The organism is Streptomyces sp. NPDC091682 (assembly GCF_044756625.1).
In the GTDB taxonomy this organism is placed as follows: domain Bacteria; phylum Actinomycetota; class Actinomycetes; order Streptomycetales; family Streptomycetaceae; genus Streptomyces.
Window position 1 is genome coordinate 94325 of sequence record NZ_JBIVTH010000022.1, and the last position, 26598, is coordinate 120922.

General features: G+C 71.7%; 20 protein-coding genes. 8 read left to right on the forward strand and 12 right to left on the reverse strand.

The genetic code is table 11. From position 1 onward, the window contains the following. Positions 1-122: 122 nt before the first annotated feature. From ACIQK6_RS35355 to ACIQK6_RS35365, 3 genes are all read right to left on the reverse strand, one after another. Entirely contained in the window at positions 123-5087 is a 4965-nt protein-coding gene (locus tag ACIQK6_RS35355; RefSeq protein WP_402696628.1) for an NAD-glutamate dehydrogenase, read from the reverse strand. A 367-nt stretch (positions 5088-5454) separates the two neighbouring features. Then, positions 5455-6147 carry an HAD hydrolase-like protein gene (locus tag ACIQK6_RS35360; protein ID WP_329101468.1) on the reverse strand — a complete coding sequence of 231 codons (693 nt, stop codon included), beginning with the start codon at positions 6145-6147 and terminating at the stop codon, positions 5455-5457. After that, positions 6144-6644, reverse strand: a complete 501-nt coding sequence (locus ACIQK6_RS35365; RefSeq protein ID WP_329101466.1) for a DUF6912 family protein — start codon at positions 6642-6644, stop codon at positions 6144-6146. Before ACIQK6_RS35365 ends, ACIQK6_RS35360 begins: the two co-directional genes overlap by 4 nt. A gap of 302 nt (positions 6645-6946) precedes the next feature. Between ACIQK6_RS35365 and ACIQK6_RS35370 the strand changes: the two genes are divergently transcribed. After that, positions 6947-7378, forward strand: a complete 432-nt coding sequence (locus ACIQK6_RS35370) for an Rv3235 family protein (protein WP_329101464.1) — start codon at positions 6947-6949, stop codon at positions 7376-7378. 303 nt (positions 7379-7681) lie between these two features. Here the strand turns inward: ACIQK6_RS35370 and secA are convergent, their stop codons facing one another. Then, a complete protein-coding gene (secA, locus tag ACIQK6_RS35375; protein WP_329101461.1) occupies positions 7682-10480 on the reverse strand; it encodes a preprotein translocase subunit SecA in 2799 nt (932 codons plus the stop codon). Positions 10481-10720: 240 nt separating this feature from the next. Between secA and ACIQK6_RS35380 the strand changes: the two genes are divergently transcribed. After that, on the forward strand, positions 10721-11332 hold the full coding sequence (locus tag ACIQK6_RS35380; protein ID WP_402696630.1) for a GNAT family N-acetyltransferase: 612 nt from the start codon (positions 10721-10723) through the stop codon (positions 11330-11332). 84 nt (positions 11333-11416) lie between these two features. Then, positions 11417-12589, forward strand: a complete 1173-nt coding sequence (locus ACIQK6_RS35385; RefSeq protein ID WP_329101458.1) for a DNA glycosylase AlkZ-like family protein — start codon at positions 11417-11419, stop codon at positions 12587-12589. A 33-nt stretch (positions 12590-12622) separates the two neighbouring features. Here ACIQK6_RS35385 and ACIQK6_RS35390 read toward each other — a convergent pair whose 3' ends face one another. The 6 genes from ACIQK6_RS35390 to mtrA form a co-directional block, all read right to left on the reverse strand. Then, positions 12623-13366 carry a response regulator transcription factor gene (locus ACIQK6_RS35390; RefSeq protein WP_329101456.1) on the reverse strand — a complete coding sequence of 248 codons (744 nt, stop codon included), beginning with the start codon at positions 13364-13366 and terminating at the stop codon, positions 12623-12625. Positions 13367-13575: 209 nt separating this feature from the next. Next, positions 13576-14271: a ribosome hibernation-promoting factor, HPF/YfiA family gene (gene hpf, locus ACIQK6_RS35395; RefSeq protein ID WP_030010104.1), complete on the reverse strand. Its 696-nt coding sequence runs from the start codon at positions 14269-14271 to the stop codon at positions 13576-13578. Positions 14272-14597: 326 nt separating this feature from the next. After that, on the reverse strand, positions 14598-15365 hold the full coding sequence (locus ACIQK6_RS35400) for a ComF family protein (protein WP_329101455.1): 768 nt from the start codon (positions 15363-15365) through the stop codon (positions 14598-14600). 64 nt (positions 15366-15429) lie between these two features. Next, entirely contained in the window at positions 15430-17313 is a 1884-nt protein-coding gene (locus tag ACIQK6_RS35405; protein WP_329101453.1) for an LpqB family beta-propeller domain-containing protein, read from the reverse strand. Further along, the gene (mtrB, locus tag ACIQK6_RS35410) at positions 17303-19267 is read right to left on the reverse strand and encodes an MtrAB system histidine kinase MtrB (RefSeq protein WP_402696633.1); all 1965 of its coding nucleotides are present in this window, start codon (positions 19265-19267) and stop codon (positions 17303-17305) included. The genes ACIQK6_RS35405 and mtrB overlap by 11 nt, the downstream gene beginning before the upstream one ends. Position 19268: 1 nt before the next feature. Next, entirely contained in the window at positions 19269-19958 is a 690-nt protein-coding gene (mtrA, locus tag ACIQK6_RS35415; RefSeq protein WP_189747360.1) for a two-component system response regulator MtrA, read from the reverse strand. Between the two features lie 314 nt (positions 19959-20272). Between mtrA and ACIQK6_RS35420 the strand changes: the two genes are divergently transcribed. From ACIQK6_RS35420 to ACIQK6_RS35440, 5 genes are read left to right on the forward strand one after another with little or no spacing between them, the layout of a single operon-like run. Further along, positions 20273-21529: a glycerophosphoryl diester phosphodiesterase membrane domain-containing protein gene (locus ACIQK6_RS35420; RefSeq protein WP_329101450.1), complete on the forward strand. Its 1257-nt coding sequence runs from the start codon at positions 20273-20275 to the stop codon at positions 21527-21529. 7 nt (positions 21530-21536) lie between these two features. Continuing rightward, positions 21537-22217 (forward strand): DUF4129 domain-containing protein, encoded by a 681-nt coding sequence (locus tag ACIQK6_RS35425; protein ID WP_329101448.1) that lies wholly within the window; start codon positions 21537-21539, stop codon positions 22215-22217. Further along, positions 22214-23506 (forward strand): DUF4350 domain-containing protein, encoded by a 1293-nt coding sequence (locus ACIQK6_RS35430; RefSeq protein WP_402696635.1) that lies wholly within the window; start codon positions 22214-22216, stop codon positions 23504-23506. Before ACIQK6_RS35425 ends, ACIQK6_RS35430 begins: the two co-directional genes overlap by 4 nt. Next, on the forward strand, positions 23503-24489 hold the full coding sequence (locus ACIQK6_RS35435; RefSeq protein WP_329101444.1) for a MoxR family ATPase: 987 nt from the start codon (positions 23503-23505) through the stop codon (positions 24487-24489). The genes ACIQK6_RS35430 and ACIQK6_RS35435 overlap by 4 nt, the downstream gene beginning before the upstream one ends. Continuing rightward, positions 24489-25799, forward strand: a complete 1311-nt coding sequence (locus tag ACIQK6_RS35440; protein ID WP_329101442.1) for a DUF58 domain-containing protein — start codon at positions 24489-24491, stop codon at positions 25797-25799. The genes ACIQK6_RS35435 and ACIQK6_RS35440 overlap by 1 nt, the downstream gene beginning before the upstream one ends. A 4-nt stretch (positions 25800-25803) precedes the next feature. Here the strand turns inward: ACIQK6_RS35440 and ACIQK6_RS35445 are convergent, their stop codons facing one another. Both ACIQK6_RS35445 and ACIQK6_RS35450 read right to left on the reverse strand, forming a co-directional pair. After that, positions 25804-26094 (reverse strand): hypothetical protein, encoded by a 291-nt coding sequence (locus ACIQK6_RS35445; protein ID WP_329101440.1) that lies wholly within the window; start codon positions 26092-26094, stop codon positions 25804-25806. Then, positions 26091-26447 (reverse strand): DUF6247 family protein, encoded by a 357-nt coding sequence (locus ACIQK6_RS35450; RefSeq protein ID WP_329101438.1) that lies wholly within the window; start codon positions 26445-26447, stop codon positions 26091-26093. Before ACIQK6_RS35450 ends, ACIQK6_RS35445 begins: the two co-directional genes overlap by 4 nt. Positions 26448-26598 lie beyond the last annotated feature (151 nt).

The window sequence follows — 26598 nt, forward strand, 5'->3', positions numbered from 1 at the left end:
CGTTTGAGGCGCGGGGGTCCGGGGGCAGCGCCCCCGCAACGGCGCCGCACACCGGGAGCTACAACGGGCCGGGCCCGGGACCGCTTGGTCCCGGGCCCGGCCCGTTCGGCGAAGCCGACCGATCAGCTGTGCACGCGCAGCAGCGACCGCATCGTCCGCATCGCCACCGACAGGTTCGCCAGGTCGAAGTCGTCCGACCCCTGGATCTCGTCCAGGGTCGTCCGCGCCCGCCCGATGATGGCCGTGTTCTTCTCCTCCCACGCCTGGAAGCGCTCCTCGGGAGTCGAACTGCCGTTGCCCACCGACAGCACGTCCGCGGTCAGCGCCGCGTGCGCCGCGAACAGGTCCTCGCGGATGGAGGCGCGGGCCATCGACTGCCAGCGGTCGGACCGCGGCAGCTCGATGATCCGGTCCATCAGCTGGGTGATGGCCAGGCGGTCGGCGAGGTCGTAGTACACCTCGGCGACCTCCAGCGGGTCCACGCCCGTGCGGTCCGCGATCGCGACGATGTCCAGCGCCGGGAAGGCGGAGGAGAAGCCGGCCACCTTGGCGGCCAGTTCCTCCGGGACGCCCTCGCCCGTCAGCTCGTCCAGGATCGACTGGTACCAGTCCAGGTCGGCACCGCGCACCAGCTTCGGCAGCTCGGCCCAGACCTGGCCCACGCGCTCCTGGAAGAAGGCGATGGTCTCGGTGATCTGGAGCGGCTGCGGCCGGTTGTTCAGCAGCCAGCGGGTACCGCGCTCGACCAGGCGCCGCGAGTGCAGCCGCACCCGGGTCTGGACGTCGGCGGCGACCTTGTTGTCGAGCGCCTCCACCGCGTCCCACACGTCGGCCAGGCCGAAGATCTCGCGGGCCGCGAGCTGCGCGCGCACGATCTCCTCCGTGGAGGCCCCGCTCTCCTCGCGCAGCCGGTGCAGGAAGGTCGAACCACCCGTGTTGACGGTGTCGTTGACCAGGAGGGTGGTGATGATCTCCCGGCGCAGCGCGTGCGCGTCGATCTGCTCGGTGAGCCGCTCGGCCAGGGCGGCCGGGAAGTACGCGAAGAGCAGACGGCGCAGGTACGGGTCGTCCGGCAGCTCGGTGGTGATGAGCTCGTCCGCCACAGTGATCTTGGTGTAGGCGAACAGGACGGCCAGCTCCGGCTGGGTCAGGCCCTTGCCGCCGCCCAGCAGCTCGCGGATCTGCCGGTCGGTGGGCAGGAACTCCAGCGCCCGGTCCAGCAGACCGTCGCGCTCCAGCCGCCGCATGTAGCGCTGCTGGGCGTGGAGCAGGCTCGGGGCCTGGGCCGCGCCGTTGGCGAGCGCGACGTTCTGCGCGTAGTTGTTGCGCAGCACCAGGTGGCCGACCTCGTCGGTCATCTGGGCGAGCAGCTTGTTGCGCTGCTTGACCGTCATGTCGCCGTCGGTGACGACCGCGTTGAGCAGGATCTTGATGTTCACCTCATGGTCGGAGGTGTCCACGCCCGCGCTGTTGTCGATGGCGTCGGTGTTGACCTTGCCGCCCTCGCCGCCCGCACCGGTACGGGCGAACTCGATCCGGCCGAGCTGGGTCAGACCCAGGTTGCCGCCCTCGCCGATGACCTTGGCCCGCACATCGGAGCCGTTGACGCGGATGGCGTCGTTGGCCTTGTCGCCGACGTCCGCGTGCGTCTCGGCGGTGGACTTGACGTACGTGCCGATGCCGCCGTTCCACAGCAGGTCCACGGGGGACTGCAGGATCGCCTTCATCAGGTCGGCCGGGGTCATCTTGGTGATGCCCGCCTCGATGCCGAGGGCCTCGCGGACCTGCGCGGTGATCGGGACGGCCTTCGCGGTACGCGGGTGGACGCCACCGCCCGCCGAGATCAGCGAGGTGTCGTAGTCGGCCCACGAGGAGCGCGGCAGCTCGAACAGGCGACGGCGCTCTGCGTACGAGGTCGCCGAGTCCGGGTTCGGGTCGATGAAGATGTGCCGGTGGTCGAAGGCGGCGACCAGGCGGATGTGCTCGGAGAGCAGCATGCCGTTGCCGAACACGTCGCCGGACATGTCACCGACGCCGACGACGGTGAAGTCCTCGGTCTGGGTGTCGTGGCCCAGTTCGCGGAAGTGCCGCTTGACGGACTCCCATGCGCCGCGTGCCGTGATGCCCATGCCCTTGTGGTCGTAGCCGGCCGAGCCGCCCGACGCGAAGGCGTCGCCGAGCCAGAAGCCGTAGGACTCCGCCACGCCGTTGGCGATGTCGGAGAAGGTCGCGGTGCCCTTGTCGGCGGCGACGACGAGGTAGGTGTCGTCCTCGTCGTGGCGGACCACGCCCTTCGGGGGCAGGACCTCGCCGGCGACCATGTTGTCGGTGATGTCGAGCAGCGCCGAGATGAAGATCTTGTACGAGGCGATGCCCTCGGCGAGCCAGGCGTCGCGGTCCACCGACGGGTCGGGGAGGTTCTTCGCGACGAAGCCGCCCTTGGCGCCGACCGGCACGATCACGGTGTTCTTGACCATCTGCGCCTTGACCAGGCCGAGGATCTCCGTACGGAAGTCCTCGCGACGGTCGGACCAGCGCAGGCCGCCTCGGGCGACCTTGCCGAAGCGCAGGTGGACGCCCTCGACGCGCGGGGAGTACACCCAGATCTCGAAGGCCGGGCGCGGGGCCGGCAGGTCCGGGATGGCCTGCGGGTCGAACTTCATCGACACGTACGAGTGCTGCTCACCCACGCCGTTGAGCTGGAAGAAGTTCGTGCGCAGCGTGGCCTTGATGAGGGTGAGGAAGGCCCGCAGGATGCGGTCCTCGTCGAGCGAGGCGACCTGGTCCAGGGCCCCGTCGAGCTCCTCCAGCATGGCGTCCACGAGCTCGCTGCCGGCGGTCTGGCGCACGGGCGCCATCCGGGCCTCGAAGAGCGAGACCAGCAGCCGGGTGGTGTGGACGTTGTTGCGGAGGGTGTCCTCCATGTAGTCCTGGCTGAAGGTGGAACCGGCCTGGCGCAGGTACTTGGCGTACGCGCGCAGGACGACGGCCTGTCGCCAGGTGAGCCCGGCGCTCAGTACCAGGGCGTTGAAGTTGTCGTTCTCCGCGTCGCCCTGCCAGACCGCGGCGAAGGCGTCCTGGAAGCGCTCGCGGGCGTCGTCGCCGAGGTAGTTGTCCCCGTTGCCGGAGACGGGCATCCGCAGACCGAAGTCGTAGATCCAGGCGCTGACCCGGTCGGCGCGGCGCAGCTCGTACGGGCGCTCGTCGGTGACCTCGACGCCCAGGCGCTGGAGCACCGGCAGGACCGCGGAGAGCGAGACCTGGTCACCGGTACGGAAGATCTTGAACCGGCGTTCGCCGGGGCCCGCGCCGACGGGCTCGTACAGCGAGAGCGCGAACTGGCGGTCGCTGGCGGCGAGCCGCTCCAGGTGGACCAGGTCGGCGACGGCCGCGCGCGGCGAGTGGTCGGCCTTGTAGCCCTCGGCGAAGGAGGTGCCGTAGCGGCGCAGCAGCTCGGCGGCGCGCTCCTCGCCGCACTCGGCGATCAGCGCTTCCTGGAAGCCGTCGGCCCAGGAGCGGGCGGCCTCGACGAGCCGGCCCTCGATGCGCTCGACGTCGGAGTCGGTCAGCGCGGGCAGCTCGGTGCCCTGCGGGACGCGGACGACGAAGTGGATGCGGGAGAGGATCGACTCGGTGTTCCACGCGGTGAAGTCGACGCTGATGCCGCCGAGCTCCTCGCGCAGGATGTCCATCAGGCGCAGCCGCACCCCGGTGGTGAACCGGTCGCGGGGCAGGTAGACGAGCGCCGAGTAGTAGCGGCCGTACTCGTCCTGGCGCAGGTACAGCCGCAGCCGGCGGCGTTCCTGGAGGTACAGGACGGAGGTGACGATGGCCTGGAGCTGGTCGACCGGGGTCTGGAACAGCTCGTCGCGCGGGTAGGTCTCCAGGATCTGCGTCAGGTCGCGGCCGTCGTGGCTGCTCGGCGAGAAGCCGGCGCCGGCGAGGACCTCGGCGACCTTGCGGCGGATGACCGGGACGCGGCGCACGGACTCGGTGTACGCGGCGGAGGAGAACAGGCCGAGGAAGCGGCGCTCACCGACGACGTTGCCGTCGGCGTCGAACTTCTTGACGCCCACGTAGTCGAGGTACGAGGGGCGGTGCACGGTGGAGCGGCTGTTGGCCTTGGTCAGCACCAGCAGGCGGTGCTCGCGGGCCTTGGCGCGGGCGTCGGCGGGCAGCCGGTTGAAGGACGGCGAGACCGGGTGGCCGTCCTCCTTGCCGCTGTGGTGCGGGTCGGAGCGCAGGATGCCGAGGCCGGTGCCGGGCACGGCGGACAGGGAGTCGCCGTCGACGAGGTTGTACTCGCGGTAGCCGAGGAAGGTGAAGTGGTCGTCGGCGAGCCAGCGCAGCAGCTCACGGGCCTCTTCGAGCTCGTACTCGCGCAGGTCCGGGGCGGTGGGCTCCTCGGGCAGGCCCTCGGCGATGCGCAGCGCGGCCTCGCGCATCTTCTCCCAGTCCTCGACGGACTCCCGTACGTCGGACAGGACGCGCAGCAGGTCGGCGTTGATCTGCTTGAGGTCGGCGCGGTCGGTCTCGCGGTCGATCTCGACGTGGATCCAGGACTCGACGAGGGAGTCGTGGGGACGCGCGGTGGCGGGGCCGTGGGCGTCGCAGTCGGGACCGAGGATCTCGATCAGTTTGCCGGTCACGTCGCGGCGGACGACGACCTGCGGGTGGATCACGACGTGGATGCCGCGGCCCTGGCGGGACAGCTCGTTCGTCACGGAGTCCACGAGGAAGGGCATGTCGTCGGTGACGACCTCGACCACGGAGTGGCTGGAGGTCCAGCCGTTCTCCTCCACGGTGGGCGTGTGCACGCGCACGTTCGCGGTGCCCTGCGGCCGGTTCTCGGCGAGCCGGTAGTGCGAGAGCGCGGCTCCGAACACGTCGACCGGGTCGCGGTCCGCGAGGTCCTCGGGCGCCGTGTGCAGGTAGTAGCGCTGGAGGTAGGAGAGAACGGTGTCCTGGTCCGGACGCTCTCCCCGCTCGGACCCAGTCGGAAGTAGCCCCCCGGCCGGGCTGTGCTCAGCTACCCGGGCCGCCCGTGCAAGCAGCTCGGCCTTTGCTTCGTCCAGCTTGGTCTGCATGTCCTCTGGCTCCTGTCGCGCGCCATTGCGTGACGTAGGTGAAGGAAGGAATGACATAGCACCGCGAGGCGGGGTTTCCGTTCGGGATCGACGCTATGCCGTCGAGAGAGCCGACCGGGAGGGAATGAGCCATGATCGGCCGACGGTCCCGGGGGCGGGGATCAGCGAGGGCCCGGGCACGGTCGTGCGCCGGGCGCAGGCCGGAGGCACCAGTGCCCCCGATGACTATCGCGCTGATCACGGGTACAAGGCTATCCCGACCTACCCCCAGGACGTCATTCGCTGCATCTGTACAAATCTTGGGGTAGAACTTTGACACTCTGGCCAGCGACGTGACCGGGCGTCCGTGCAGGTACCCGTCCAGTCCTTATCCGGCCAGCTCGCGAGCTGTCCGTACGGCCTCGGCCAGGCTGTCCACGACCGGCACTCCGGCTGATTCCAGACTGCTGCGGCTGTGCGAGCCGCCCGTGTAGAGGACCGCCCGGGCACCCACGTGGGCGGCGGCGAGGGCGTCGTCCACGGCGTCTCCGATGAGGACCGTACGGTCCGCCGTCACGCCCGTCCCGTCCAGGGCGGCCAGGTGGCGTACGAGATGTCCCGCCTTGGAGGTGTGGGAGGGGCCGATCCGGCCGTCGACGCGCAGGAAGTGCTGGTCGATGCCGTGGGCCCGGATCAGGGGAACGAGCTTGTCGTGGGGCGCGAGGGACAGCAGGGACTGGGTGAGGCCGTCCAGCTGCCAGTCCCGGAGCAGCTCCCGGGCCCCCTCGGCCAGCCCGGCGTCCTCGGCGGCGGCCCAGTAGTGGCGGTGGAAGGTGTCGTCCATGACCAGCCACTCCGCCTCGGTGGGCATCCGCCCCATGAGGCGCTCGTAGAACTTCGGCACGGGCACGACGTACAGGTCGCGGTAGATCTCCAGGCTGATCGGCGCGAAGCCGAGCTCGGCGAACGAGGCGTTGGTCGCGGCTATGACGGCGTCGATGTCGTGCAGGAGCGTCCCGTTCCAGTCCCAGACGATGTGGTTCGGGCGGGTGGTGGCGGTGGCGGGGGTCGTGGCGGTCACTTCAGCAGCCCCGGGATCTCCTGCAGGCCGAACCAGAGCAGGTCGTGGTCCTCGGCCCCGTCGACGGTGTGCTGTGCGTCCGCGTCCCCGCCGTCGGCGGCCTCCAGGGCCCGTACGGCGGCGGCCACGTCCTCTTCGGCGTCATCGGCGTCCACGTGCACGGCGGCGACCACGGAGAGCCGCACGGCGGCGGCGAGGGCCACCCGGCCGAGAGCGGCCCCGTCGGCCCCCGGGCTGGCGGTGGCGGCCTTGTCGTCGACGTCCAGGGCCACCACGACGCGCCGGCGCGGGGCGTCCGCGTCCGCGGCGACCAGCCGCAGGGAGGCGAGCGCGGCCCGGTTCAGGGCCGCGTACTCCAGCTCCTCGATGTCGTCCGACACGTACCACTCGCGCAGACCGGGGGTGACGGCGTACGCCAGCAGCGGGGCGGGACCCAGCTCACCCGCCCGGTGCACCTCGGCGAGCCCGGGGAGGGTCAGGGGGACGTACACGCGCATGGCCGGCTGCTTTCGGTAGTCGGAAACGCCCTCAGGATACGACTCGGACGCGGCCGGGCGGGTGATGGACCCCGTCCCCCTTCGGGGCGCCGGACCGGGAACCGCGCCCGTCCACCCGGGTACGCGCACCGGCGCCGCCCGGGGCGGGGGACCTGCCGCCGCCCACCCGGATAGGTGAAGGGAGCCAGTGGCCGGGCGGGCCGCGGACGTGGTTGCGGAGCGTGTTCGGCCGCCGTAGAAGATCCCCATCAAGTTACCGCCCGGTACCACTCCGGGCCCGGCCTGTTCGGGGGAAGCTCGCGATGGACACCACGATGACCGGCAACGACGGCAGCCGTCGTCGGCCCGCGAGCCGGACCCGGCCCGCGGGCCGACGGGACCAGCGGCGCCCGGCCGGCCCCCCGCGCACCCTGCGGCTCGGCCCGCACCACTGGTTCGCCGAACACCTCCTCGCGGTGGTCAGCGGCCTGCGCCCGGTCCACTCGCTCCTCGGCCACACCATCGGCCCCGCCTACCAGCAGCTGATCGCCCTGGCCCCCGCGGACCCCCTCCGCGACCGCCTGCGCCCGGTCGTCCGCCAGTGCGGCCGCTTCACCCCGGGCCCGGGAGTCATCGAGGCCTTCGCCCGCATCGCCACGGGCGACCGCCTCACCGCCATGGCCTTCCGCCTCGAACAGGGCCCCGACCTCCGCTGGCGCTGCGCCGCAGTAGAAATCCAGGGCCCCCGCCCGTGACCTGCCGTCGGCCCGCCGAATCCAGCCCCTTTCAGCCCCAGCCCCTCTCAGCCCCGCCGGCGATTGAGGCGCGGGGGTCCGGGGGCAGCGCCCCAGCCCCTTCCAGCCCCGCCGGCGATTGAGGCGCGGGGGTCCGGGGGCAGCGCCCCAGCCCCTTCCAGCCCCGCCGGCGATTGAGGCGCGGGGGTCCGGGGGCAGCGCCCCCGGCAACGGCGCCGCACATCACCACACAACGCGGCCGGGGCCGGACATCCCGAAGGTGTCCGGCCCCGGCCGACGGCTCGCGCGAAACCCTGCGAAGGGTTACTTCTTCCGGCGACGCCCGCCCGCAGCCTTCTGCGCCTTGCGACGCTCCGCCCGCGTCAGCCCGTCGCCCTCCGCGCCGAGGGAGTCGCTCTCGAAGTCGCCCTCGATGACACCGCCCGCCCCGTCCACCGTCGGGGCGGAGAAGTGCAGCCGGTCCGGCCGCTGCGGAGCGTCCAGCCCCTTCGCCCGGATCTCCGGACGCGCACCCGCCGGCTCCTTCGTCAGCGACGGCGCCGCGTCCTGCACCGGAACCTCCTCGACCTGCTGCTCGACCTGGACCTCCAGGTTGAACAGGTAGCCGACGGACTCCTCCTTGATGCCTTCCTGCATGGCGTTGAACATGTCGAAGCCCTCGCGCTGGTACTCGACCAGCGGGTCCTTCTGGGCCATGGCCCGCAGGCCGATGCCCTCCTGCAGGTAGTCCATCTCGTACAGGTGCTCACGCCACTTGCGGTCGAGCACCGACAGGACCACGCGCCGCTCGAGCTCACGCATGATCTCGGAACCGAGCGTCTTCTCGCGCGCCTCGTACTGCTCGTGGATGTCGTCCTTGACGGACTCCGCGATGAACTCGGCGGTGATGCCCGCGCGGTCGCCGGCGGCCTCCTCCAGCTCGTCGATGGTGACCTTCACCGGGTAGAGCTGCCGGAAGGCGCCCCACAGGCGCTCCAGGTCCCACTCCTCGGCGAAGCCCTCGACCGTCTCGGCCGCGATGTACGCGTCGATGGTGTCGTCCATCATGTGGCGCACCTGGTCCTGCAGGTCCTCGCCCTCCAGGACGCGGCGGCGCTCGCCGTAGATGACCTCACGCTGGTTGTTGAGGACCTCGTCGTACTTCAGGACGTTCTTGCGCGTCTCGAAGTTCTGGGTCTCCACCTGCGACTGGGCCGACGCGATCGCGCGCGTCACCATCTTGTTCTCGATCGGCACGTCGTCCGGCACGTTCGCCATCGCCATGACGCGCTCGACCATCTGCGCCTTGAACAGGCGCATCAGGTCGTCGCCCAGCGACAGGTAGAAACGGGACTCGCCCGGGTCGCCCTGTCGGCCGGAGCGGCCGCGCAGCTGGTTGTCGATGCGGCGCGACTCGTGCCGCTCGGTGCCCAGCACGTACAGCCCGCCGAGCTCCTTGACCTCCTCGAACTCCGCCTTCACCGCGGCCTCGGCCCGGGTGAGCGCTGCGGGAAGGGCGTGCGCCCACTCCTCGATGTGCTCCTCCGGGTCCAGGCCCTGCTGGCGCAGCTCGGCCTCGGCGAGGTCGTCCGGGTTGCCGCCGAGCTTGATGTCGGTACCGCGGCCGGCCATGTTCGTGGCGACCGTGACCGCGCCCCGGCGGCCGGCCTGGGCGACGATCGTCGCCTCACGGTCGTGCTGCTTGGCGTTGAGCACCTCGTGCGGGATGCCGCGCTTGGAGAGCTGCTGGGAGAGGTACTCGGACTTCTCGACCGACGTCGTACCGACGAGGATCGGCTGACCCTTCTCGTGCTTCTCCGCGATGTCGTCGACGACGGCGGCGAACTTCGCGACCTCGGTCCGGTAGATCAGGTCCGGCTGGTCCTTGCGGACCATGCCCCGGTTGGTCGGGATGGGGACGACACCGAGCTTGTAGATCTGGTGGAACTCGGCGGCCTCGGTCATGGCCGTACCGGTCATGCCGGACAGCTTTGAGTAGAGGCGGAAGAAGTTCTGCAGGGTGATCGTGGCGAGGGTCTGGTTCTCGTCCTTGATGTCCACCCCTTCCTTCGCCTCGATCGCCTGGTGCATGCCCTCGTTGTAGCGGCGACCGGCGAGGATGCGGCCGGTGTGCTCGTCGACGATCATGACTTCGCCGTCGATGACGACGTAGTCCTTGTCGTTCTTGAAGAGCTCCTTGGCCTTGATCGCGTTGTTGAGGTAACCGACGAGCGGGGTGTTCACCGACTCGTAGAGGTTCTCGATGCCGAGCCAGTCCTCGACCTTGGCGACACCGGACTCGTGGATGGCGACGGTGCGCTTCTTCTCGTCGACCTCGTAGTCGCCGGTCTCCTCGATGCCCTTCAGCGGCTGGCCGGCCTCGCCCTTGGTCAGGCGGGTCACCAGCTTCGCGAAGTCGCCGTACCACTTCGTGGCCTGGTCGGCGGGGCCGGAGATGATCAGCGGGGTACGGGCCTCGTCGACGAGGATCGAGTCGACCTCGTCGACCACGGCGAAGTTGTGGCCGCGCTGGACGAGCTCGTCCTGGGACCACGCCATGTTGTCGCGCAGGTAGTCGAAGCCGAACTCGTTGTTCGTGCCGTAGGTGATGTCGCAGGCGTACTGCTCGCGGCGCTGCGCGGGCGACATGTTCGCCAGGATGCAGCCGACCTCCAGGCCGAGGAACTTGTGCACCCGGCCCATCAGCTCGGAGTCGCGCTCGGCGAGGTAGTCGTTCACCGTGATCAGGTGGACGCCCTTGTCGGACAGCGCGTTCAGGTACGCGGGGAGCGTGCCGACGAGGGTCTTGCCCTCACCGGTCTTCATCTCGGCCACGTAGCCGAGGTGCAGCGCCGCGCCACCCATGATCTGGACGTCGTAGTGCCGCTGGCCGAGGACGCGCTTGGCCGCCTCGCGTACGGTCGCGAAGGCCTCGGGCAGCAGGTCGTCCAGGCTCTCGCCGTCCTGGAAACGCTGCTTGTACTCGTCCGTGAGCGCTCGCAACTCGGCGTCGGAGAGGTTGACGAAGTCCTCTTCGATGGAGTTGACCTGGTCCGCGATGCGGTGCAGTTTGCGCAGGATCTTGCCTTCGCCTGCACGCATGAGCTTGTTGAAGACGGACACCGAGGTTTGTCTCCTTGCCGGTCGGGCCTGGGCACTGTACGTACACGGGCACGGCAGGTGGGCCCCACCGCAACGGCCATCGTAAGCGAGGACGTGGCCGCGTCGGGAGGTCCGCCGTTCCCGTGGGGGCACGGGTGCCCGGATTGAGAACGTACGGGGGCCACCGAAGGTGCCGCATCACTCGGAGGGATCACCGGAAAACGTTCGCCGCGAATATCGGCACGGCGGCAGAATTCGTTCATGGAGCCCACAACACTCAGCACGGACCGATTGGTATTGCGTGCCTTCGTCCCGTCGGACGAGGACGAGCTGTACGCCGCGGCACGGGACCCGGACGTCCAGCGCTGGACGCTGGTGCCCTCTCCTTATGAGCGCGAGCACGCGCGCACCTATGTGAACGAGACCGTGCCGAACGGCTGGCGCGACGGCACGGCCTTCGCCTTCGCCGTGCGCCTCGGGGCCGAGGGCGCCGAGGGCCCCCTGGTCGCGGCCGTCGGCGTGCACGTCCACACCGCGGAGAGCACCGAGATCGGCTACTGGGCGGTCAAGGAGCACCGCGGTCGGGGCTACATGACCGAGGCGGTCCGTGCCGTCGCCCGCTGGGCCTTCACCGAACTGGGCATCGGTCGGCTGGAATGGCGCGCCGAAGTGGGCAACGCGGGCTCCTGCGCCGTGGCCGAGAAGGCCGGCTTCCAGGTCGAGGGCCTCCTGCGGGCCGGCATCATCCAGCGGGACACGTACCGCGACTGCTGGGTCGGCGCCCTGCTCCCCTCCGACCTGGGCCTGCCCTCGCGACTGCCCTACCTGCCGGCACCCGCCGACCGGCCGGGCACCGGGGCCGCGGCCACCTGACCGGAGCCCTGCGGGCGGGGCGGGGCGGGCGACGAAGGCTCCCGTACGGGCCCGTTGTCAGTGGTGCCGCCTAGGCTTCGGCGCATGAGCAACCCGCCGCCGCACGTGTCCCTGTCCGCCGACGAGGCCCGGCGCATCGCCCTGCGCGCGCAGGGCTTCATCGGCGCACCCGACCGGCGCGGCGGGGTCCGCGGGGTCCTGCGCCACCTGGGCGCCGTACAGCTGGACACCATCTCGGTCCTGGCCCGCTCGCACGAGCTGATCCCGTACGCACGCTTGGGCGCGGTCGGCCGGGACACCGTGGAGCAGGCGTACTGGTCGGACCGGCACGCCTTCGAGTACTGGTCGCACGCCGCCTGCATCCTGCCCATCGAGGAATGGCCGCATTTCGCCTTCCGCCGCCGGGCCAACCGGGCCCGCGGCCACCGCTGGCACATCCTCCAGGACCAGCAGCAGTCGACGCGGGCGGTCCTGGACCGGCTGAAGGCGGACGGCCCGCTGACCTCCACCGAGCTGGGCGGCGCCAAGAACGGCGGCGAGTGGTTCGACTGGTCCGAAACCAAGATCGCGGTGGAGTGGCTGCTGGACACCGGCGAGGTGGTGTGCAGCGAGCGCCGCGGCTGGAAGCGGGTCTACGACCTCCCCGAGCGGGCCGTGCCCGACGCACTGCTCCACGACGACCTGGACGACCGCGAGTGCCTGCGCCGCCTGGTCGCCCTGGCGGGTCGGTCCCTGGGCGTCGGCACCCGCGCCGACATCGCGGACTACCACCGCCTCAAGGGCGAGCAGTTCGACGCGGTGGTCGCGGACTCCGGGCTGGTACCGGTCGAGGTGCAGGGCTGGGCCAAGCCGGCCTGGGCGGACCCGGCGGCCCTCGCGCAGGCCCCCGGGGGCCGCCACCGCACGACGCTGCTCTCGCCCTTCGACTCCCTGGTCTGGGACCGTCCCCGCACGGAGCGGATCTTCGGCTTCACGCACCGCCTGGAGGCGTACGTGCCCAAGCCGAAGCGGATACACGGGTACTTCGCGATGCCGCTGCTGACGGGCGGCCGGCTCCAGGGCCGCGTCGACCCGGCCCGCGAGGGCCGCACGCTGGTCGCCCGGCAGCTCTCGCTGACCTCCCCGAAGGCCGCGGGCCCGATGGCACGGGCCCTGCGGGAGGCGGCGGAGTGGGTCGGCTGCGAGGACGTACGCGTCGAGCGCGCGAGCTCGCCCGCGGAAGCGGCGGCCGTCACCGCGGAACTGGCTGCGCTCTAGAGAGGGTGCTTCCCGCCCCTTTCGGACGTCGCCTCAGCGGATCTCGAGGATCTTTTCCCGCATCGCGTAGACCACGGCTTCCATCCTGGAGTGCAGCTGCAGCTTCTCCAGGATGTTGCGGACGTGGTTCTTCACGGTGTTCTCGGAAATGAACAACTCCTTGGCGATATCACGGTTGTTCATGCCGGTGGCCACCAGTTTCAGGACCTCCAGCTCCCGGTCCGTCAGCCGCGGCGCCGGCACCAGCCGGCGCTCGTCAGTCCGTTGGATCATCGACTTGAACTCGGTGAGCAGCTTCGACGCCATCGACGGGCTGATCTGCGACTGGCCGTCCGCCACCGCCCGGATCGCCGTGGCCACCTCGTCCGTCGAAATCTCCTTCAGGAGGTACCCGGTCGCGCCCGCCTTGATCGCGTCGTAGAGGTCCGCCTCCTCGTCGCTGATCGTCAGCATGATGATCTTCGCGGAGGGGGCCACCTCCTTGATCGAGGTGCACGCCTCGATCCCGCCGCGCCGGGGCATCCGCACGTCCATCAGCACGATGTCCGGAAGCAGGTCGGCCGCCTTGTCCACGGCTTCCGCACCGTCCCCGGCCTCACCGACGACCTGGATGTCCTCCTCCTGCGCGAGGACGATCTCCAGTCCCCGCCGGAAGAGCGCGTGGTCGTCGACCACGAGCACCCTGATGGGCTCCCGGGCGGGCTCCTGCGCCGGGTCGCTCTCGTGGCAGCCCGCGACGCCGCCGTCCGCGCGCACCGGCCCGAAGCTGTCCGCCATCGTTCCTCCCCCTGCATGTGCTCAGCTGCTGGGCCAACCGGACACGCACCGCTGCCGGTTGACTGCACGCCATGATTCCATGCCCGCACCACGGCCCGGGGGCCAAAAGTGAGCCACCTGGCGCATACCCGTCGCATACCGGTCATGCAAGCGCCCCCGCGAAGGCGCCGGAGCGCCTGCGCGGGGGCGATGTACGGATGTGCCCGGCGTCAGCCGCCGAGCGCGCCACCGGCGCCGCCCCGCGGTTCCTCCGAGCTGGAGGCACCGTCGGGGTTCACGTGGATGACGCCGTAGTCATAGGCATGACGGCGGTAGACGACACTGGGCAACTTCGTCTCGGAGTCGACGAACAGATAGAAGTCGTGGCCGACCAGTTCCATCTCGTACAGGGCCTGGTCGAGCGACATGGGTGCGGCCGAGTGGGTCTTCTCGCGAACGATGAGCGGGCCTTCGCCCTGCACCTCGAGGGATCCGATCCGGGTAATCGGCACCCCGTCCGTCTTCTCCTCCGACACCGGCTGTCCGCTGCCGTTCAGCGATGCGACGCCCGGCACCACGTCGGCGACCTCCGCCGCCGAGAGCCGGCCGTTGCCACGACGGGTGTAACGCTTGTCGTGCTGCTTGCGCAGCCGGGCCTCGAGCTTGTCCTGAGCCAGGTCCAGCGCCGCATACGCGTCGGCGGCGGCGGCCTCGGCACGGATCACCGGGCCCCGCGAACGCAGGGTGATCTCCACGCGGTCGGAACGGTCGGCCTGGCGCGGGTTGTGCTCCTTGGACACCTCGACGTCCAAGCTGATCACCTTGGCGTCGAGCTTCTGGATCCGCTCCGGATTCAGCTTCTCGGCCACGTGCTTGCGGAACCGCTCGGGCACCTCGGTCTTGCGGCCCTTGACGACGATGTCCACGCAGAACTCCGTTCCCGGATAGCTCCGCCCGACGGGGCGAAGCGTCTCCCTTTCGCACCAGACTCCGGTGAAGGCCGGAGCCTCGGACTTGGCGACTTTCACCTCCTCCTCCCCCATCGGCAAGATCAACACCCCACCGACTTCGGAGTCGAGAGACAGCCTCCTGAGTTCCTTACAACCGAACATATCCCTCTATGGCGGTTGTCGGCACCCGCTACCGGAATGTACTTCCAGTCAGGTGGCTGTTCCCTCTTACTACCTGCAACGATGGGCCTTCCCCGCCAGTTCCAAATCTATTCACAAGATTTTTGTTCTGTCCGAGTTGCTCAAAGACGTGGCGCGCGTTCGATCCGGTCGAAGGAGTCCGCCGGCGCGGCCACCACCGCCGCCCGCAGCACCGCCCCCGGGCCCGCCACCGGCCCGGCCACCAGCCCCGCGGCGCGCACCGCCCGGGCCGCCTCCGCCAACGTCGCCCCCGTGGTGATCAGGTCGTCCACGAGCACGATCCGGGCCGCCCCGGCCGTGAGCCGCCACCCGCCCCGGCGCACCGCCAACGCGCCCGCGAGGTTCTCCCGGCGCTGCCGGGCCCCCAGCCCCGACTGGTCCGCCACCGCCCGCCGCAGCCCCAGTACGGGCGCCACGCGCGCGGGAACACCGGCCCGCCGCAGCCGCCCCGCGGCCGCCCGCGCGATCCTGCGCGCCGGATCGTGCCCGCGCGCCCGGACCTGCCGCCGCGCCGACGGGACCGGGACCAGCGCCACCTCCCCCGCACCAGCAGCACCACCGGCACCACCCACACTGCCCGCACCGCCCGCCAGGACGGCCGCCGCCAGGGCGGCGCCGAGCACCCCGGCCAGCGGCAGCGCCCCGCGCTCCTTGTGGGCCAGCAGGAGGCTCCGTACGGCCCCCTCGTAGACGGCGGCGGCCCGCACCACCGGCAGCCCCGCGGGCCGCGGAGACGGCCGCACCGACCCCTCCCCGACCCCGCTCAGCGCATCCCGGCACTCGGCGCACACCAGCACCCGGACCGCCCCGCAGCCGGCACAGTCGACCGGCAGGACCAGTCCGGCGAGCTCCTGCCACCACTGACGCATGGCTCCACACTGACGGGCCGGGCCGCCGGGCGCGACCCCTGTGGACGACCCGCCCGGCGGCGGGTCAGCCCGGGTACACCGGAGACCGGCCGCCGGCCCCCGCCGCCACCGTGCGCCACTGCGCCCCCGGCGGCAGCCACACGATCCCGTCCTCCGAGTACGCGACCACCGGCTTCGGCTTCGCCTCGTCCTCCGTGGCCGCGACCGCCACCTCCGACAGACCGGTCGCCCCGGGCAGGCTCGCCGCGACCATCGAACCGTCGGCCAGCATGTAGCGGGCCTGCTGCACGCCGCCGCTCTCCCGGCCCACCACGAGCAGCCTCCCGCGCGGCGCCCAGCTCATCGCCGTCACGTCGACCATCTGCGGGGCCGCCGGACGCAGCTCGCGCACCGACACCGCCGAGGAGTCGCCCTTGCCGTCGGGCCGCTCGATCCGCCCGACGTACAGGACCTTGCTGCCGCCGGTCTGCTCCACCAGCAGGGCGATCCGCGCACCGTCGGCGGACGCCTTCAGCGAGGCGATCTTCCGGCCGTCGAGCCCCGCCACCTGCACCTTCTCGGGCGTTCCGGCACCACCGGGCACCCGCCACAGCCCCGGGGACTGCGGATCCCGGTCCGCGACCCACAGATCGCCCGAAGCATCCCAGCTCGGCGCGGTCAGCAACGCCGTCTTGCCGCCCCTGCCCACCGGCAGCGGCTGCGGCATCGCCCCGCTGCCGACCAGCGGCACGACGTACAGCGCGTGCTCGTCCTCGGAGACCACGGCCGCGCGCCGCTCGTCGTGCGAAACCGCCGCCGACCTGACCTTGAACCCGGGAGGAGTGGCCAGCGGACCCGGCACCGGTTCGGTCCGGGCCTGCAGGTCCTCGCTGCTCGTGTCCAGCTTCATCCGGACCAGCCGCTTCTCGTTGTCGACGAAGTACTGGAACTCGGGGATCTTGGGCCGGCCCGCGATCGCGGCCGCACTCACCTCGCTCACCGAACACAGCGAGGTCGACTTGCCGCCCGCCCGCACCAGTTCGACCTGGTCGAGCCGGGAACCCGTCAGATCCTTGACCGTGTAGAGGAGTTGGGTGGCCATCTTCTTGCACTGCGGCTGCGCGACGTTCTCGGCCTTCTCGTTGAGCGGCACGCGCAGCGTGTTCTGCCCGTCGTACGAAAGGGACTTGGTGCCCGGGCTCAGTTCCGTACCGGTGGGGAAGCTGGACTCCACGACCGGCGCGAGCCACCGCGACGGCCCCGCCAGCAGCGACTGCACGGTCTGGGTGGTCGGGTCCATCCGCGAGGCCGGGTCGGTGCGCTGACGCACGTAGACGGGGTCGGCGACGAGCGTGCCGCCCGCGAAGTAGTACTTGTTGACCGGCATGTAGATGCGCTGGAAGTCCGACTCGCTGAGCACGAGCCCGCTCGGCGGGGTCGAGATCCGCCACTGATTGTCCTGGGTCTGCACGAGCTGGAGGAACTCCTCGTACTCCCTGGCCCCGGTCTGTGGCTGGTACGCGCTGTGCTCGTCGACGGTCGCGAGCTTCTTGCCGGTCACCTTCCAACGGGGCCCCTCGGGGTCCTTCTCGCCCCGGTTCGGAACCCGGTTGAGTCCGGAGGAGAGCACGGTGACGGCCGAGCCGGGCTTCCAGCTCTTCGCAGCCGCCTCGGTGAGGTACTTGCGGGCCGTCTCCAGCTCCGGGTCGTCGCTGGTCATCGCCTCCAGGAAACCGTCGACGATCTCCGCCGGGCTGGCCTTGTCCGCGGGCGGCACGCCGAACACCCGGACCTGCGAATCCACGCCCTGCGAGGCCTGCACCGGGCGGATGTCGCCCCGGTCCGGCATGGAGGCGCATCCCGCGAGCAGCAGCCCGGCCGCGCCGAAGGCGTACGCCCGTACGGTGCGCAGCCGCCGGCGCCGCACCCGCGCACGCCCCGCCCGTGCGTCCAAGGGCTCAGCGTCCATCGGCTCGGTCCTCCTGTTGTGCCTGCTCGGCCGGGCGGGCCACGACCCGTGCCCCGTTCCCCGGCAGGGCCGTCGGGTCGGCGGGCACCGGCATCGCTCCGGCGACGGGCGAGCGCGGCGGTATCGGCGAGCGGTCGCCCGCGTCGGCCGGCGTGCGCTCCGCCGCACCGCCCTCGGCCTCGGCCGCGGCCCTGGCCCGGTTGGCGCGGTTGGCCCGGGAGTCCTCGGGCTCCAGCGGGATGGGCGAGCCCCGCAGTGGCTCGTCGGCCGTGCGCGGCAGGGTCAGCCGGAACTGCGAACCGCCGCCCGGCTCGCCCCAGGCCTGCAGCCAGCCCCCGTGCAGCCGGGCGTCCTCGACGGCGATGGACAGGCCGAGGCCGGTCCCGCCGGTCGTGCGCGCCCGCGCCGGGTCGGCCCGCCAGAAGCGGTTGAAGACGCGGGTGGCCTCGCCGGGCTTGAGCCCGACCCCGTAGTCCCGTACGGCGATGGCGACGGCCCCGCCCGCGGACGCCAGCCGGACCACCACGTCGCGGCCCTCGCCGTGCTCCACGGCGTTGACGACCAGATTGCGCAGCACCCGTTCCACCCGTCGGGCATCGGCCTCGGCGATGACCGGCTGGGTGTCGCCCAGGACCCGGATCCGGGTGCCCTTGTGCTCGGCGAGCGGCTCGGCACCTTCGATGACCCGGCGCACGACGTCACGCAGGTCGATGGGCTCGGCCTCCAGGGCCGCGGCCCCCGCATCGAAGCGGCTGATCTCCAGCAGGTCGGCGAGGAGCGACTCGAACCGGTCGAGCTGCCCGGCGAGCAGCTCGGCGGAGCGCGCGGTGATCGGGTCGAAGTCGACCCGGGCGTCGTGGATGACGTCGGCTGCCATCCGTACCGTCGTCAGCGGCGTGCGCAGCTCGTGCGAGACGTCCGAGACGAAGCGGCGCTGCATCCGGGACAGCTCCTCCAACTGCTGGATCTTGTTCTGAAGGTTCTGCGCCATCTTGTTGAAGGCTTCGCCGAGGCGCGCGATGTCGTCCTCACCGGTGACCTTCATCCGCTCCTGGAGCCGCCCGGCCGAGAGCCGCTCGGCGATCCCGGCGGCCATCCGGACCGGCGTGACCACCGAGCGCACCACGAGCCAGGCGATGCCGCAGAGCAGGACGACGACGAACATGCCCGCGGTCACGATGGTGACCTTGATCAGGTTGAGGGACTCCTCCTCCTGGGTGAGCGGGAAGAGGTAGTACAGGTCGTACGGGTCGCCGTTGATGTCCGAGAGCCGCTTGCCGATGACCAGCGCCGGCTCGGGCTGCTTCGCGCCGTCCCCGCTGGTGTAACGGATCTCGGAGAAGGTCTTGAAGGCGCCGGTGGCGTGGTTGACGGCCCTGCGCAGCGGCAGCGGGACGCTGGCGGTCGGGTCCACGTTGCCGGAGGCCCGGGCGCCCTTGACGCCCTGCGTTCCGGGCAGCGCCTCATCGCCCGTGCCCGCACCCAGCGCGACGACCTCGAAGGCGGTCTGCCCACCACTGGCCAACTGCTTGACCAGGGAGTTCATCCAGGTACTGGCGTCCCGGCCGACCTTGTTGTCGGTGGCGTCGGGCCCGTCCACCGCGGCCGGGGCGTTGGCCTTCTCCTGCGCCACCGCGAACCCGCCCGCGGCCTGGCTCTGCGCCGCCTCCTCCTTGGCCTCCAGAAGACCCCTGCTGACCTGGGCGATGACGACGAAGCCCAGGGCGAGGACCACGGCGAGCGAGATCAACAGGGTGGCGGCGACGACCCGGAGCTGGATGTTGCGCCGCCACAACCGGACGGCCGGGAGCAGCGGCCGGCGCGCCAGGCGCAGGAACAGCCGCAGGACGCGGCTGCTCGACGCCCGGTCGCGGAACAGCCGGCCGAAGCGCAGCCGCCACGGGTGGAAGCCGCCCGGGACCCTGCCGGACACGCCGGACGTACCGGACTGCACGTCAGCTGGGTCCGGCCTTGTAGCCGACACCACGCACCGTCACGACGATCTCCGGGCGCTCCGGGTCCTTCTCGACCTTGGAGCGCAGGCGCTGCACGTGCACGTTGACCAGGCGGGTGTCCGCCGCGTGCCGGTAGCCCCAGACCTGCTCCAGCAGCACCTCACGGGTGAAGACCTGCCAGGGCTTGCGCGCGAGGGCGACCAGCAGGTCGAACTCGAGCGGGGTCAGCGCGATCGAGGCACCGTCCCGCTTGACCGAGTGCCCGGCCACGTCGATGACCAGGTCACCGATGGCCAGCTGCTCGGGCGCGGGCTCCTCCGACCGGCGCAGACGGGCCCGGATGCGGGCCACCAGCTCCTTCGGCTTGAACGGCTTCACGATGTAGTCGTCGGCCCCGGACTCCAGGCCCACGACGACATCGACCGTGTCGCTCTTGGCGGTGAGCATGACGATCGGCACGCCGGACTCCGCCCGGATCAGGCGGCAGACCTCTATGCCGTCCCTCCCGGGCAGCATGAGGTCCAGCAGCACCAGGTCCGGCTTCGCCTCCCGGAAGGCAGCAAGTGCCTTGTCACCGTCCGCTACGAACGACGGCTCAAAACCTTCTCCACGCAGCACAATGCCGAGCATCTCGGCCAGCGCGGTGTCGTCGTCGACGACAAGGACGCGTCCCTTCATGGTTGACATCATCCCATTAGCTAATCGTGACCCGGCGGTGAGCTGCCCCACAGCCAAAAGGGCTGGAAATCGACCCTCGGACCTGCGTGGAGATCAGCTCCACCCAGTCTGCCCCCGATCGGGTCGACTATTGAAGGTACGGGCTCCGAAGAACCCCTCCGCACCGCCCGGAACCGTCCGACCGGTCGGAATCACCCGGATCGACCCTCCCCGCCCCGCCACCGCACCCGATCCGCCGCCCACCCCCTACTCCGTTCGGGCCCCCCACGTGGCACGATGGCAGCGACCAGCGCCCCGCTGCGGCAGGCGCACATGAAGGAGTGACGATGAACGACTCTCCGGGCTGGGCTACGCCCGGATCCTCTCCGTCCGACGGCGAGCGGCCGGGCACCGACGGCGGCGCGCAACAGCCGGCCCAGCCCGCCCAGCCGGCCCAGCCCGCCGGCGACCCCAAGTGGTCCGCCGAGCAGCCGCCGCCCGGTCAGTGGTCGAGCCCGGGCACCACGCCCGCGGCCCCGCCGGCGCAGCCGCAGCCCACCACGGGCTGGGGTCAGCAGCCGGGCACCCCGCAGGCGGGCCAGTACGGCCCCCAGTACGGCTACCCGGGCGCCCCCGGCCAGTGGGGCCAGCCCCCCGCCGCCAAGCCCGGTGTGATCCCCCTGCGGCCCCTGGGCCTCGGCGAGATCCTCGACGGCGCGGTCGCCACCATGCGCACCCACTGGCGCGCGGTCCTGCCGATCACCCTCGTCGTGGCCACCGTCGTCCAGGTGATCGGTGTGATCGTCCAGAAGTTCATGATGGACGACCTCGCCGTCTCCGCCTCCCCGGACGCCGGACCCGAGGAGTTCATCGACGCGATCGGCAGCACCATCGGCGCGACCGCGGTGCTCCAGTTCATCCAGATCCTCGGAACCATCGTGGTCACCGCGATGCTCACGATGGTCTTCAGCCGCGCCGTGCTCGGCCAGCACTCCTCGGTCTCCGACGCCTGGCGCGAGTCCCGCCCCCAGCTGCTGCGCCTGATGGGGCTCACCCTGCTGATGGCCCTCGGCGCCGTCCTGCTCGGCGCCGTCCTGATCCTGCCGGGCGTCCTCACCGAAACCATCGGCCTCGCCGTCCTCGGCGGCGCCATCTGGGTGCCGCTCATGCTCTGGCTGGGCATCAAGTTCACGCTGGCCTCACCCGCCCTGATGCTGGAGAAGAGCACCGTCTTCAAGGCCTTCGCGCGCTCCTCGAAGCTCGTCCAGGGCACCTGGTGGCGCATCTTCGGCATCACCCTGCTCACCCTCCTCATCGCCGGCTTCATCTCGGCGGTGATCGTGATGCCGTTCCAGTTCCTCGGCATGTTCGCCTTCAGCGGCGGCCTCGACGCCCTCGCCTCGGGCAACCCCGCCGACATGAACACCTGGGGCGCACTGATCGCCCCCGCGATCGGCGCGATCATCGCGGAGACCATCGTCATGCCGTTCCAGTCCGGCGTCACCGTGCTCCTCTACGTCGACCAGCGCATCCGCCGCGAGGGACTCGACCTGGAGCTCGCCCGGGCCGCCGGCCTCGAGAACTACGGCACGACCGGAGGCTGACGCACAGATGATGAGTACGGGGGGCCTCATCACCCGCGCCACGGCGCTCCTGCCGAGCGCCGAAACACCACCGGTGACGACACCGCGCGAACCCGCCGGGGAAGCGGCCGAGCGCGAACTGTCCAAGCCGATGTACCACGAGAACGACCCGAGCCTGTTCGACCGCGCCCTGCGCAAGTTCTTCGACTGGCTCGACGACCTGTTCGGCGCCGCCTCCGGGGCGACCCCCGGAGGCGGCTTCGGCCTCGTCGTGATCCTCGTCCTCGTGGTCCTCGCCGTCGGCGCCCTCTGGTGGCGCCTGGGCACCCCCGGCCGGATCGGCACCGGCGCGGGCGCCCTCTTCGCCGACGGCCCCCGCAGCGCCGCCGACCACCGCAGCGCCGCCGACGCCCACGCCGCCGCCGGCCGCTGGACCGAAGCCGTCCAGGAACGCATGCGCGCCGTCGTCCGCTCCCTGGAGGAGCGCACCCTGCTCGACCCGCGCCCCGGACGCACCGCCGACGAGGCCGCCGCCGAAGCCGCGCTCTCCCTCCCCGACCACGCCGCGGACCTCCGCGCCGCCGCCCGCACCTTCGACGACGTCACCTACGGCGGCCGCACCGCCGACGCCGACACGTACGCCCGCCTGCGCGCCCTCGACCTCACCCTGGAACGCGCAAAGCCGCTGCTGACGGGACCCACCGCATGACCGGCCCGACCGACCCGGCCACGCCGACGGCCACGTCGGCCCCGTCGGCGCCCGAGGCACGGGAGCCCGTGACCGGCACCCCCGACCAGGCAACCGCACTCGCACCCGCCGACGGCGCCGCGCGCACCCGCCGGATCCGCCGGATCCGCCGGATCCGCCGCGCCCTGACCGCCGTAGCCGTCCTCGCCGCCGGCGCCATCGCCATGGCAGCCCTCGACTCCGGCACCCGCCACGGCTACCTCGACCCCCGCGCCGCCGACCCCTTCGGCAGCCGCGCCGTCGCCGAGCTCCTGAAGGAACGCGGCGTCACCACCCGCGTCGTCACCACCGCCCGCGAGGCCGCCGACGCGGCCGGCCCCCGCACCACCCTCCTGGTCACCGACCCCGACCGGCTCGGCGCCACCCAGCGCGACGTCATCCGCTCGGCCATCGACCTCTCCGGCGGCCGCACCGTCCTCCTCGCCCCCAGCAGCCACAGCCTCAGCGACCTCTCCCCCGGCGTGCACACCGCCGGCGACGCGGGCACGAACCGCCCCGACCCCGGCTGCACCCTGCCCGCCGCCACCTCGGCCGGCCGCGCCGACACCGGCGGCGGACTCACCTACACCACCGCCCTCCCCCGGGCCACCGCCTGCTACCCCAGCGGCGGCCACCCCACCCTCCTCGTCCTGCCCACCGGCCCCACCGGCGGCGACACCGTCCTCCTCGGCTCCGATGCGATCCTCCTCAACGAGTCCCTCGCCGACGAAGGCAACGCCTCCCTCGCCCTCCAACTCCTCGGCTCCCGCCCGGACCTCGTCTGGTACCTGCCGTCCCTCGCGGACTCCGACCCCGACACCGCGCCCTCCGAAGAGGACCAGGGCCTGCTCGACCTCATCCCGGCCGGCTGGTCCTGGGCCCTGCTCCAGCTCTTCGTCGCCGCCGCCCTCGCCGCCCTGTGGCGCGCCCGCCGCCTGGGCCCCCTCGTCACCGAGAAGCTCCCCGTCGTCATCCGCGCCTCCGAGGCCACCGAGGGCCGCGCCCGCCTCTACCGCAAGGCCGACGCCCGCGACCGCGCCGCCACCGTGCTGCGCACCGCCACCCGCGAACGCCTCGCCACACTGCTCGGCGTACCGCACACCCAGGCCCACGACCCCGCGGCCCTGGCCCCGGCCGTCTCCGCCCGCCTGACCGGCGAGCCCCGGGACGTGACCGCCCTCCTCTTCGGCACCACCCCCTCCGACGACGCGGCACTCGTCGCGCTCGCCGACCACCTCGACGCCCTCGAAAGAGAGGTCCGCACGTCATGACGTACCCGGCCACCGAGTCCACGGCAGTGACCGCGGACAGCGCCCGCGCTTCCCTCGAAGCGCTCCGCACCGAGATCGGCAAGGCCGTGGTCGGTCAGGACTCCGCCGTCACCGGACTCGTCGTCGCGCTCCTGTGCCGCGGCCACGTCCTCCTCGAAGGCGTCCCCGGCGTCGCCAAGACCCTGCTCGTGCGGGCCCTCGCCGCCGCCCTCGAACTCGACACCAAGCGCGTCCAGTTCACCCCGGACCTGATGCCGAGCGACGTCACCGGCTCCCTCGTCTACGACGCCCGCACCGCCGAGTTCTCCTTCCAGGACGGCCCGGTCTTCACCAACCTGCTCCTCGCGGACGAGATCAACCGCACCCCGCCCAAGACCCAGTCCTCGCTCCTCGAAGCAATGGAGGAGCGCCAGGTCACCGTCGACGGCACCCCGCGGAAGCTGCCCGACCCCTTCCTCGTCGCCGCCACCATGAACCCGGTCGAGTACGAGGGCACGTACCCCCTCCCGGAAGCCCAGCTCGACCGCTTCCTCCTCAAGCTCACCGTCCCCCTCCCCTCCCGCGAGGACGAGATCGGGGTCCTGACCCGTCACGCCGCCGGCTTCAACCCCCGCGACCTGCACGCCGCCGGCATCCGCCCGGTCGCCGGCCCGGCCCAGCTCGAAGCCGCCCGTCAGGCCGTCGCCCGGGTCTCCGTCTCCCCCGAGATCGCCGGCTACGTCGTCGACGTCTGCCGCGCCACCCGCGAATCGCCGTCCCTCACCCTCGGCGTGTCCCCCCGCGGCGCGACCGCCCTGCTGGCCACCGCCCGCGCCTGGGCCTGGCTCACCGGCCGCGACTACGTCACCCCCGACGACGTTAAGGCCCTCGCCCTGCCGACCCTGCGCCACCGCGTCCAGCTGCGCCCGGAAGCGGAGATGGAGGGAGTCACGGCCGACGCCGTCATCACGGCGATCCTCTCCCACGTCCCCGTCCCGCGCTGATGGCCCTCACCGGACGCGCCGCCCTACTGGCGGCCCTCGGCAGCATCCCGGTCGGCCTCCTCGAACCGAGCTGGACCGGCATGCTCGCGGTCAACGGCCCGATCGCCCTGGCCTGCGCGCTCGACTGCGCCCTCGCGGCGCCCCTACGCGGCCTCGTGCTGGCCCGCTCCGGAGACACCTCGGTCCGCCTGGGCGAGCCGGCGGAGGTACACCTCACCGTCACCAACCCCAGCGGCCGCAAGCTCCGGGCCCGTGTCCGCGACGCCTGGCCGCCGAGCAGCTGGCTCCCGGGCACGGAGGCCGCGGCGTCCCGCCACGAGGTGGTCGTCCCCGCGGGCGAACGCCGCCGGCTGACCACCCGGCTGCTGCCCACCCGCCGCGGCGACCGCCGGGCCGACCGCGTCACGATCCGCTCCTACGGCCCACTGGGCCTGTGGGCCCGCCAGGGCTCCCAGACGTCCCCCTGGACCGTCCGGGTCCTGCCGCCCTTCACCAGCCGCAAGCACCTCCCGTCCCGGCTGGCCCGCCTGCGCGAACTGGACGGCCGCACGAGCGTCCTGACCCGCGGCGAGGGCACCGAGTTCGACAGCCTCCGCGACTACGTCCCCGGCGACGACACCCGCTCCATCGACTGGCGCGCCACGGCCCGTCAGAACAAGGTGGCCGTCCGCACCTGGCGCCCCGAACGCGACCGGCACATCCTCATCTGTCTGGACACCGGCCGCACCTCGGCGGGCCGCGTCGGCGACGCCCCCCGCCTGGACTCCGCGATGGACGCGGCCCTGCTCCTCGCAGCCCTCGCCACCCGCGCCGGCGACCGCGTGGACCTCCTGGCACACGACCGCCGCCCCCGCGCCCAGGTCCAGGGCCGCTCTGCGGCCGACACCCTCCCGTCCTTCGTCAATGCGATGGCCACCCTGGAGCCGGAGCTGGTCGAGACGGATGGCCGGACCTTGGTCTCCACCATCCTCCGCAACGCCCCGCGCCGGTCCCTGGTGGTCCTCCTGACGAGCCTGGACGCAGCTCCGATCGAAGAGGGCCTGCTCCCGGTGCTTCCCCGTCTCACGCAGCGCCACACGGTCCTACTGGCTTCGGTCGCCGACCCTCACGTCGCGGCCATGACAAGCTCACGGGGCACGGTGGACGCCGTCTACGAGGCCGCCGCCGGCACCCAGACCCAGTCCCAGCGCCGTCGCACGGCCGACCAGCTCACCCGCCACGGCGTCCACGTCGTCGACGCCACCCCGGACACCCTGGCCCCGTCCCTGGCGGACACCTACCTGGCCCTGAAGGCCGCCGGCCGCCTCTGAACGATCAGAGATTGACCCGCTTGAGGTAGACCCGGCAGCGGTGCCCGATGGTCTGGTACCAGACCATCAGATGCTCGTCCTCGTAGGTACGCAGCCGCATGGGTGCCGGGTCTTCGTACAGGCTGCCGCTCTTCGGGTCGATTCCCATCGCGGCCAGGTCCACCAGGCCGTCCATGATCCGGCTGACGAGCGCTTGGTGGTCGTCGGCCATGTCTCCCAGTACCCACGCGCGGCTCGGATCGCACTCCCACGCCCAGCCCTGCTCGTTCTCGACGGCCTCACCGCGGTCGGTCACAGACCGATCTCCCGCTGGGCCTCCGCCAGAATACGACTGCTGGTCTCCATGGATGCCTGGAAGGCCTTCTCGCCCGCCGTCGGGTCGCCCGCGACGCGCTCCGCTTCGGCCAAGGCCGCGGACCTCGTCGGCCACCTGTGGATGGCAACGTGGGTCGCCCACTTGATCAGAAAGAACCGGAGCGGGTTGATGGCCCCCGTCTCGGCTGCCCGGTCGAACGCCTCGTGACACTCCTTGTCGAAGGCCGCGAGGCTCGGCATGTCCAGCCGCCTCACGGCGTCACGAAGCGCCTCACGAGTCATGGCCGGCTGAGCGATGAGCGGGCCATCGGCTTCTGCGTGCTGTGCTGTCATCGTGTCCTCCACGGAGAACCCTAGGATACCGAGCTCCGCTTGGGTCGTGAACGCAAAAAAGCCCCGCACCGAACCCATAAAGGGCTGGTGCGGGGCTTCCGCAATAATTGTTCGGCGGCGTCCTACTCTCCCACAGGGTCCCCCCTGCAGT

Bases quoted from the DNA above. Each gene is read 5' to 3' on its own strand.
- ACIQK6_RS35440 (WP_329101442.1), top strand. From the start codon at position 24,489: ATGGCCCTCACCGGACGCGCCGCCCTACTGGCGGCCCTCGGCAGCATC.
- mtrA (WP_189747360.1), bottom strand. From the start codon at position 19,958: ATGATGTCAACCATGAAGGGACGCGTCCTTGTCGTCGACGACGACACC.
- ACIQK6_RS35450 (WP_329101438.1), bottom strand. From the start codon at position 26,447: ATGACAGCACAGCACGCAGAAGCCGATGGCCCGCTCATCGCTCAGCCG.
- ACIQK6_RS35355 (WP_402696628.1), bottom strand. From the start codon at position 5,087: ATGCAGACCAAGCTGGACGAAGCAAAGGCCGAGCTGCTTGCACGGGCG.
- ACIQK6_RS35435 (WP_329101444.1), top strand. From the start codon at position 23,503: ATGACGTACCCGGCCACCGAGTCCACGGCAGTGACCGCGGACAGCGCC.
- ACIQK6_RS35420 (WP_329101450.1), top strand. From the start codon at position 20,273: ATGAACGACTCTCCGGGCTGGGCTACGCCCGGATCCTCTCCGTCCGAC.
- ACIQK6_RS35405 (WP_329101453.1), bottom strand. From the start codon at position 17,313: ATGGACGCTGAGCCCTTGGACGCACGGGCGGGGCGTGCGCGGGTGCGG.
- ACIQK6_RS35385 (WP_329101458.1), top strand. From the start codon at position 11,417: ATGAGCAACCCGCCGCCGCACGTGTCCCTGTCCGCCGACGAGGCCCGG.
- ACIQK6_RS35380 (WP_402696630.1), top strand. From the start codon at position 10,721: ATGGAGCCCACAACACTCAGCACGGACCGATTGGTATTGCGTGCCTTC.
- ACIQK6_RS35390 (WP_329101456.1), bottom strand. From the start codon at position 13,366: ATGGCGGACAGCTTCGGGCCGGTGCGCGCGGACGGCGGCGTCGCGGGC.
- ACIQK6_RS35400 (WP_329101455.1), bottom strand. From the start codon at position 15,365: ATGCGTCAGTGGTGGCAGGAGCTCGCCGGACTGGTCCTGCCGGTCGAC.
- ACIQK6_RS35425 (WP_329101448.1), top strand. From the start codon at position 21,537: ATGATGAGTACGGGGGGCCTCATCACCCGCGCCACGGCGCTCCTGCCG.
- ACIQK6_RS35365 (WP_329101466.1), bottom strand. From the start codon at position 6,644: ATGCGCGTGTACGTCCCCCTGACCCTCCCCGGGCTCGCCGAGGTGCAC.
- ACIQK6_RS35430 (WP_402696635.1), top strand. From the start codon at position 22,214: ATGACCGGCCCGACCGACCCGGCCACGCCGACGGCCACGTCGGCCCCG.
- ACIQK6_RS35370 (WP_329101464.1), top strand. From the start codon at position 6,947: ATGGACACCACGATGACCGGCAACGACGGCAGCCGTCGTCGGCCCGCG.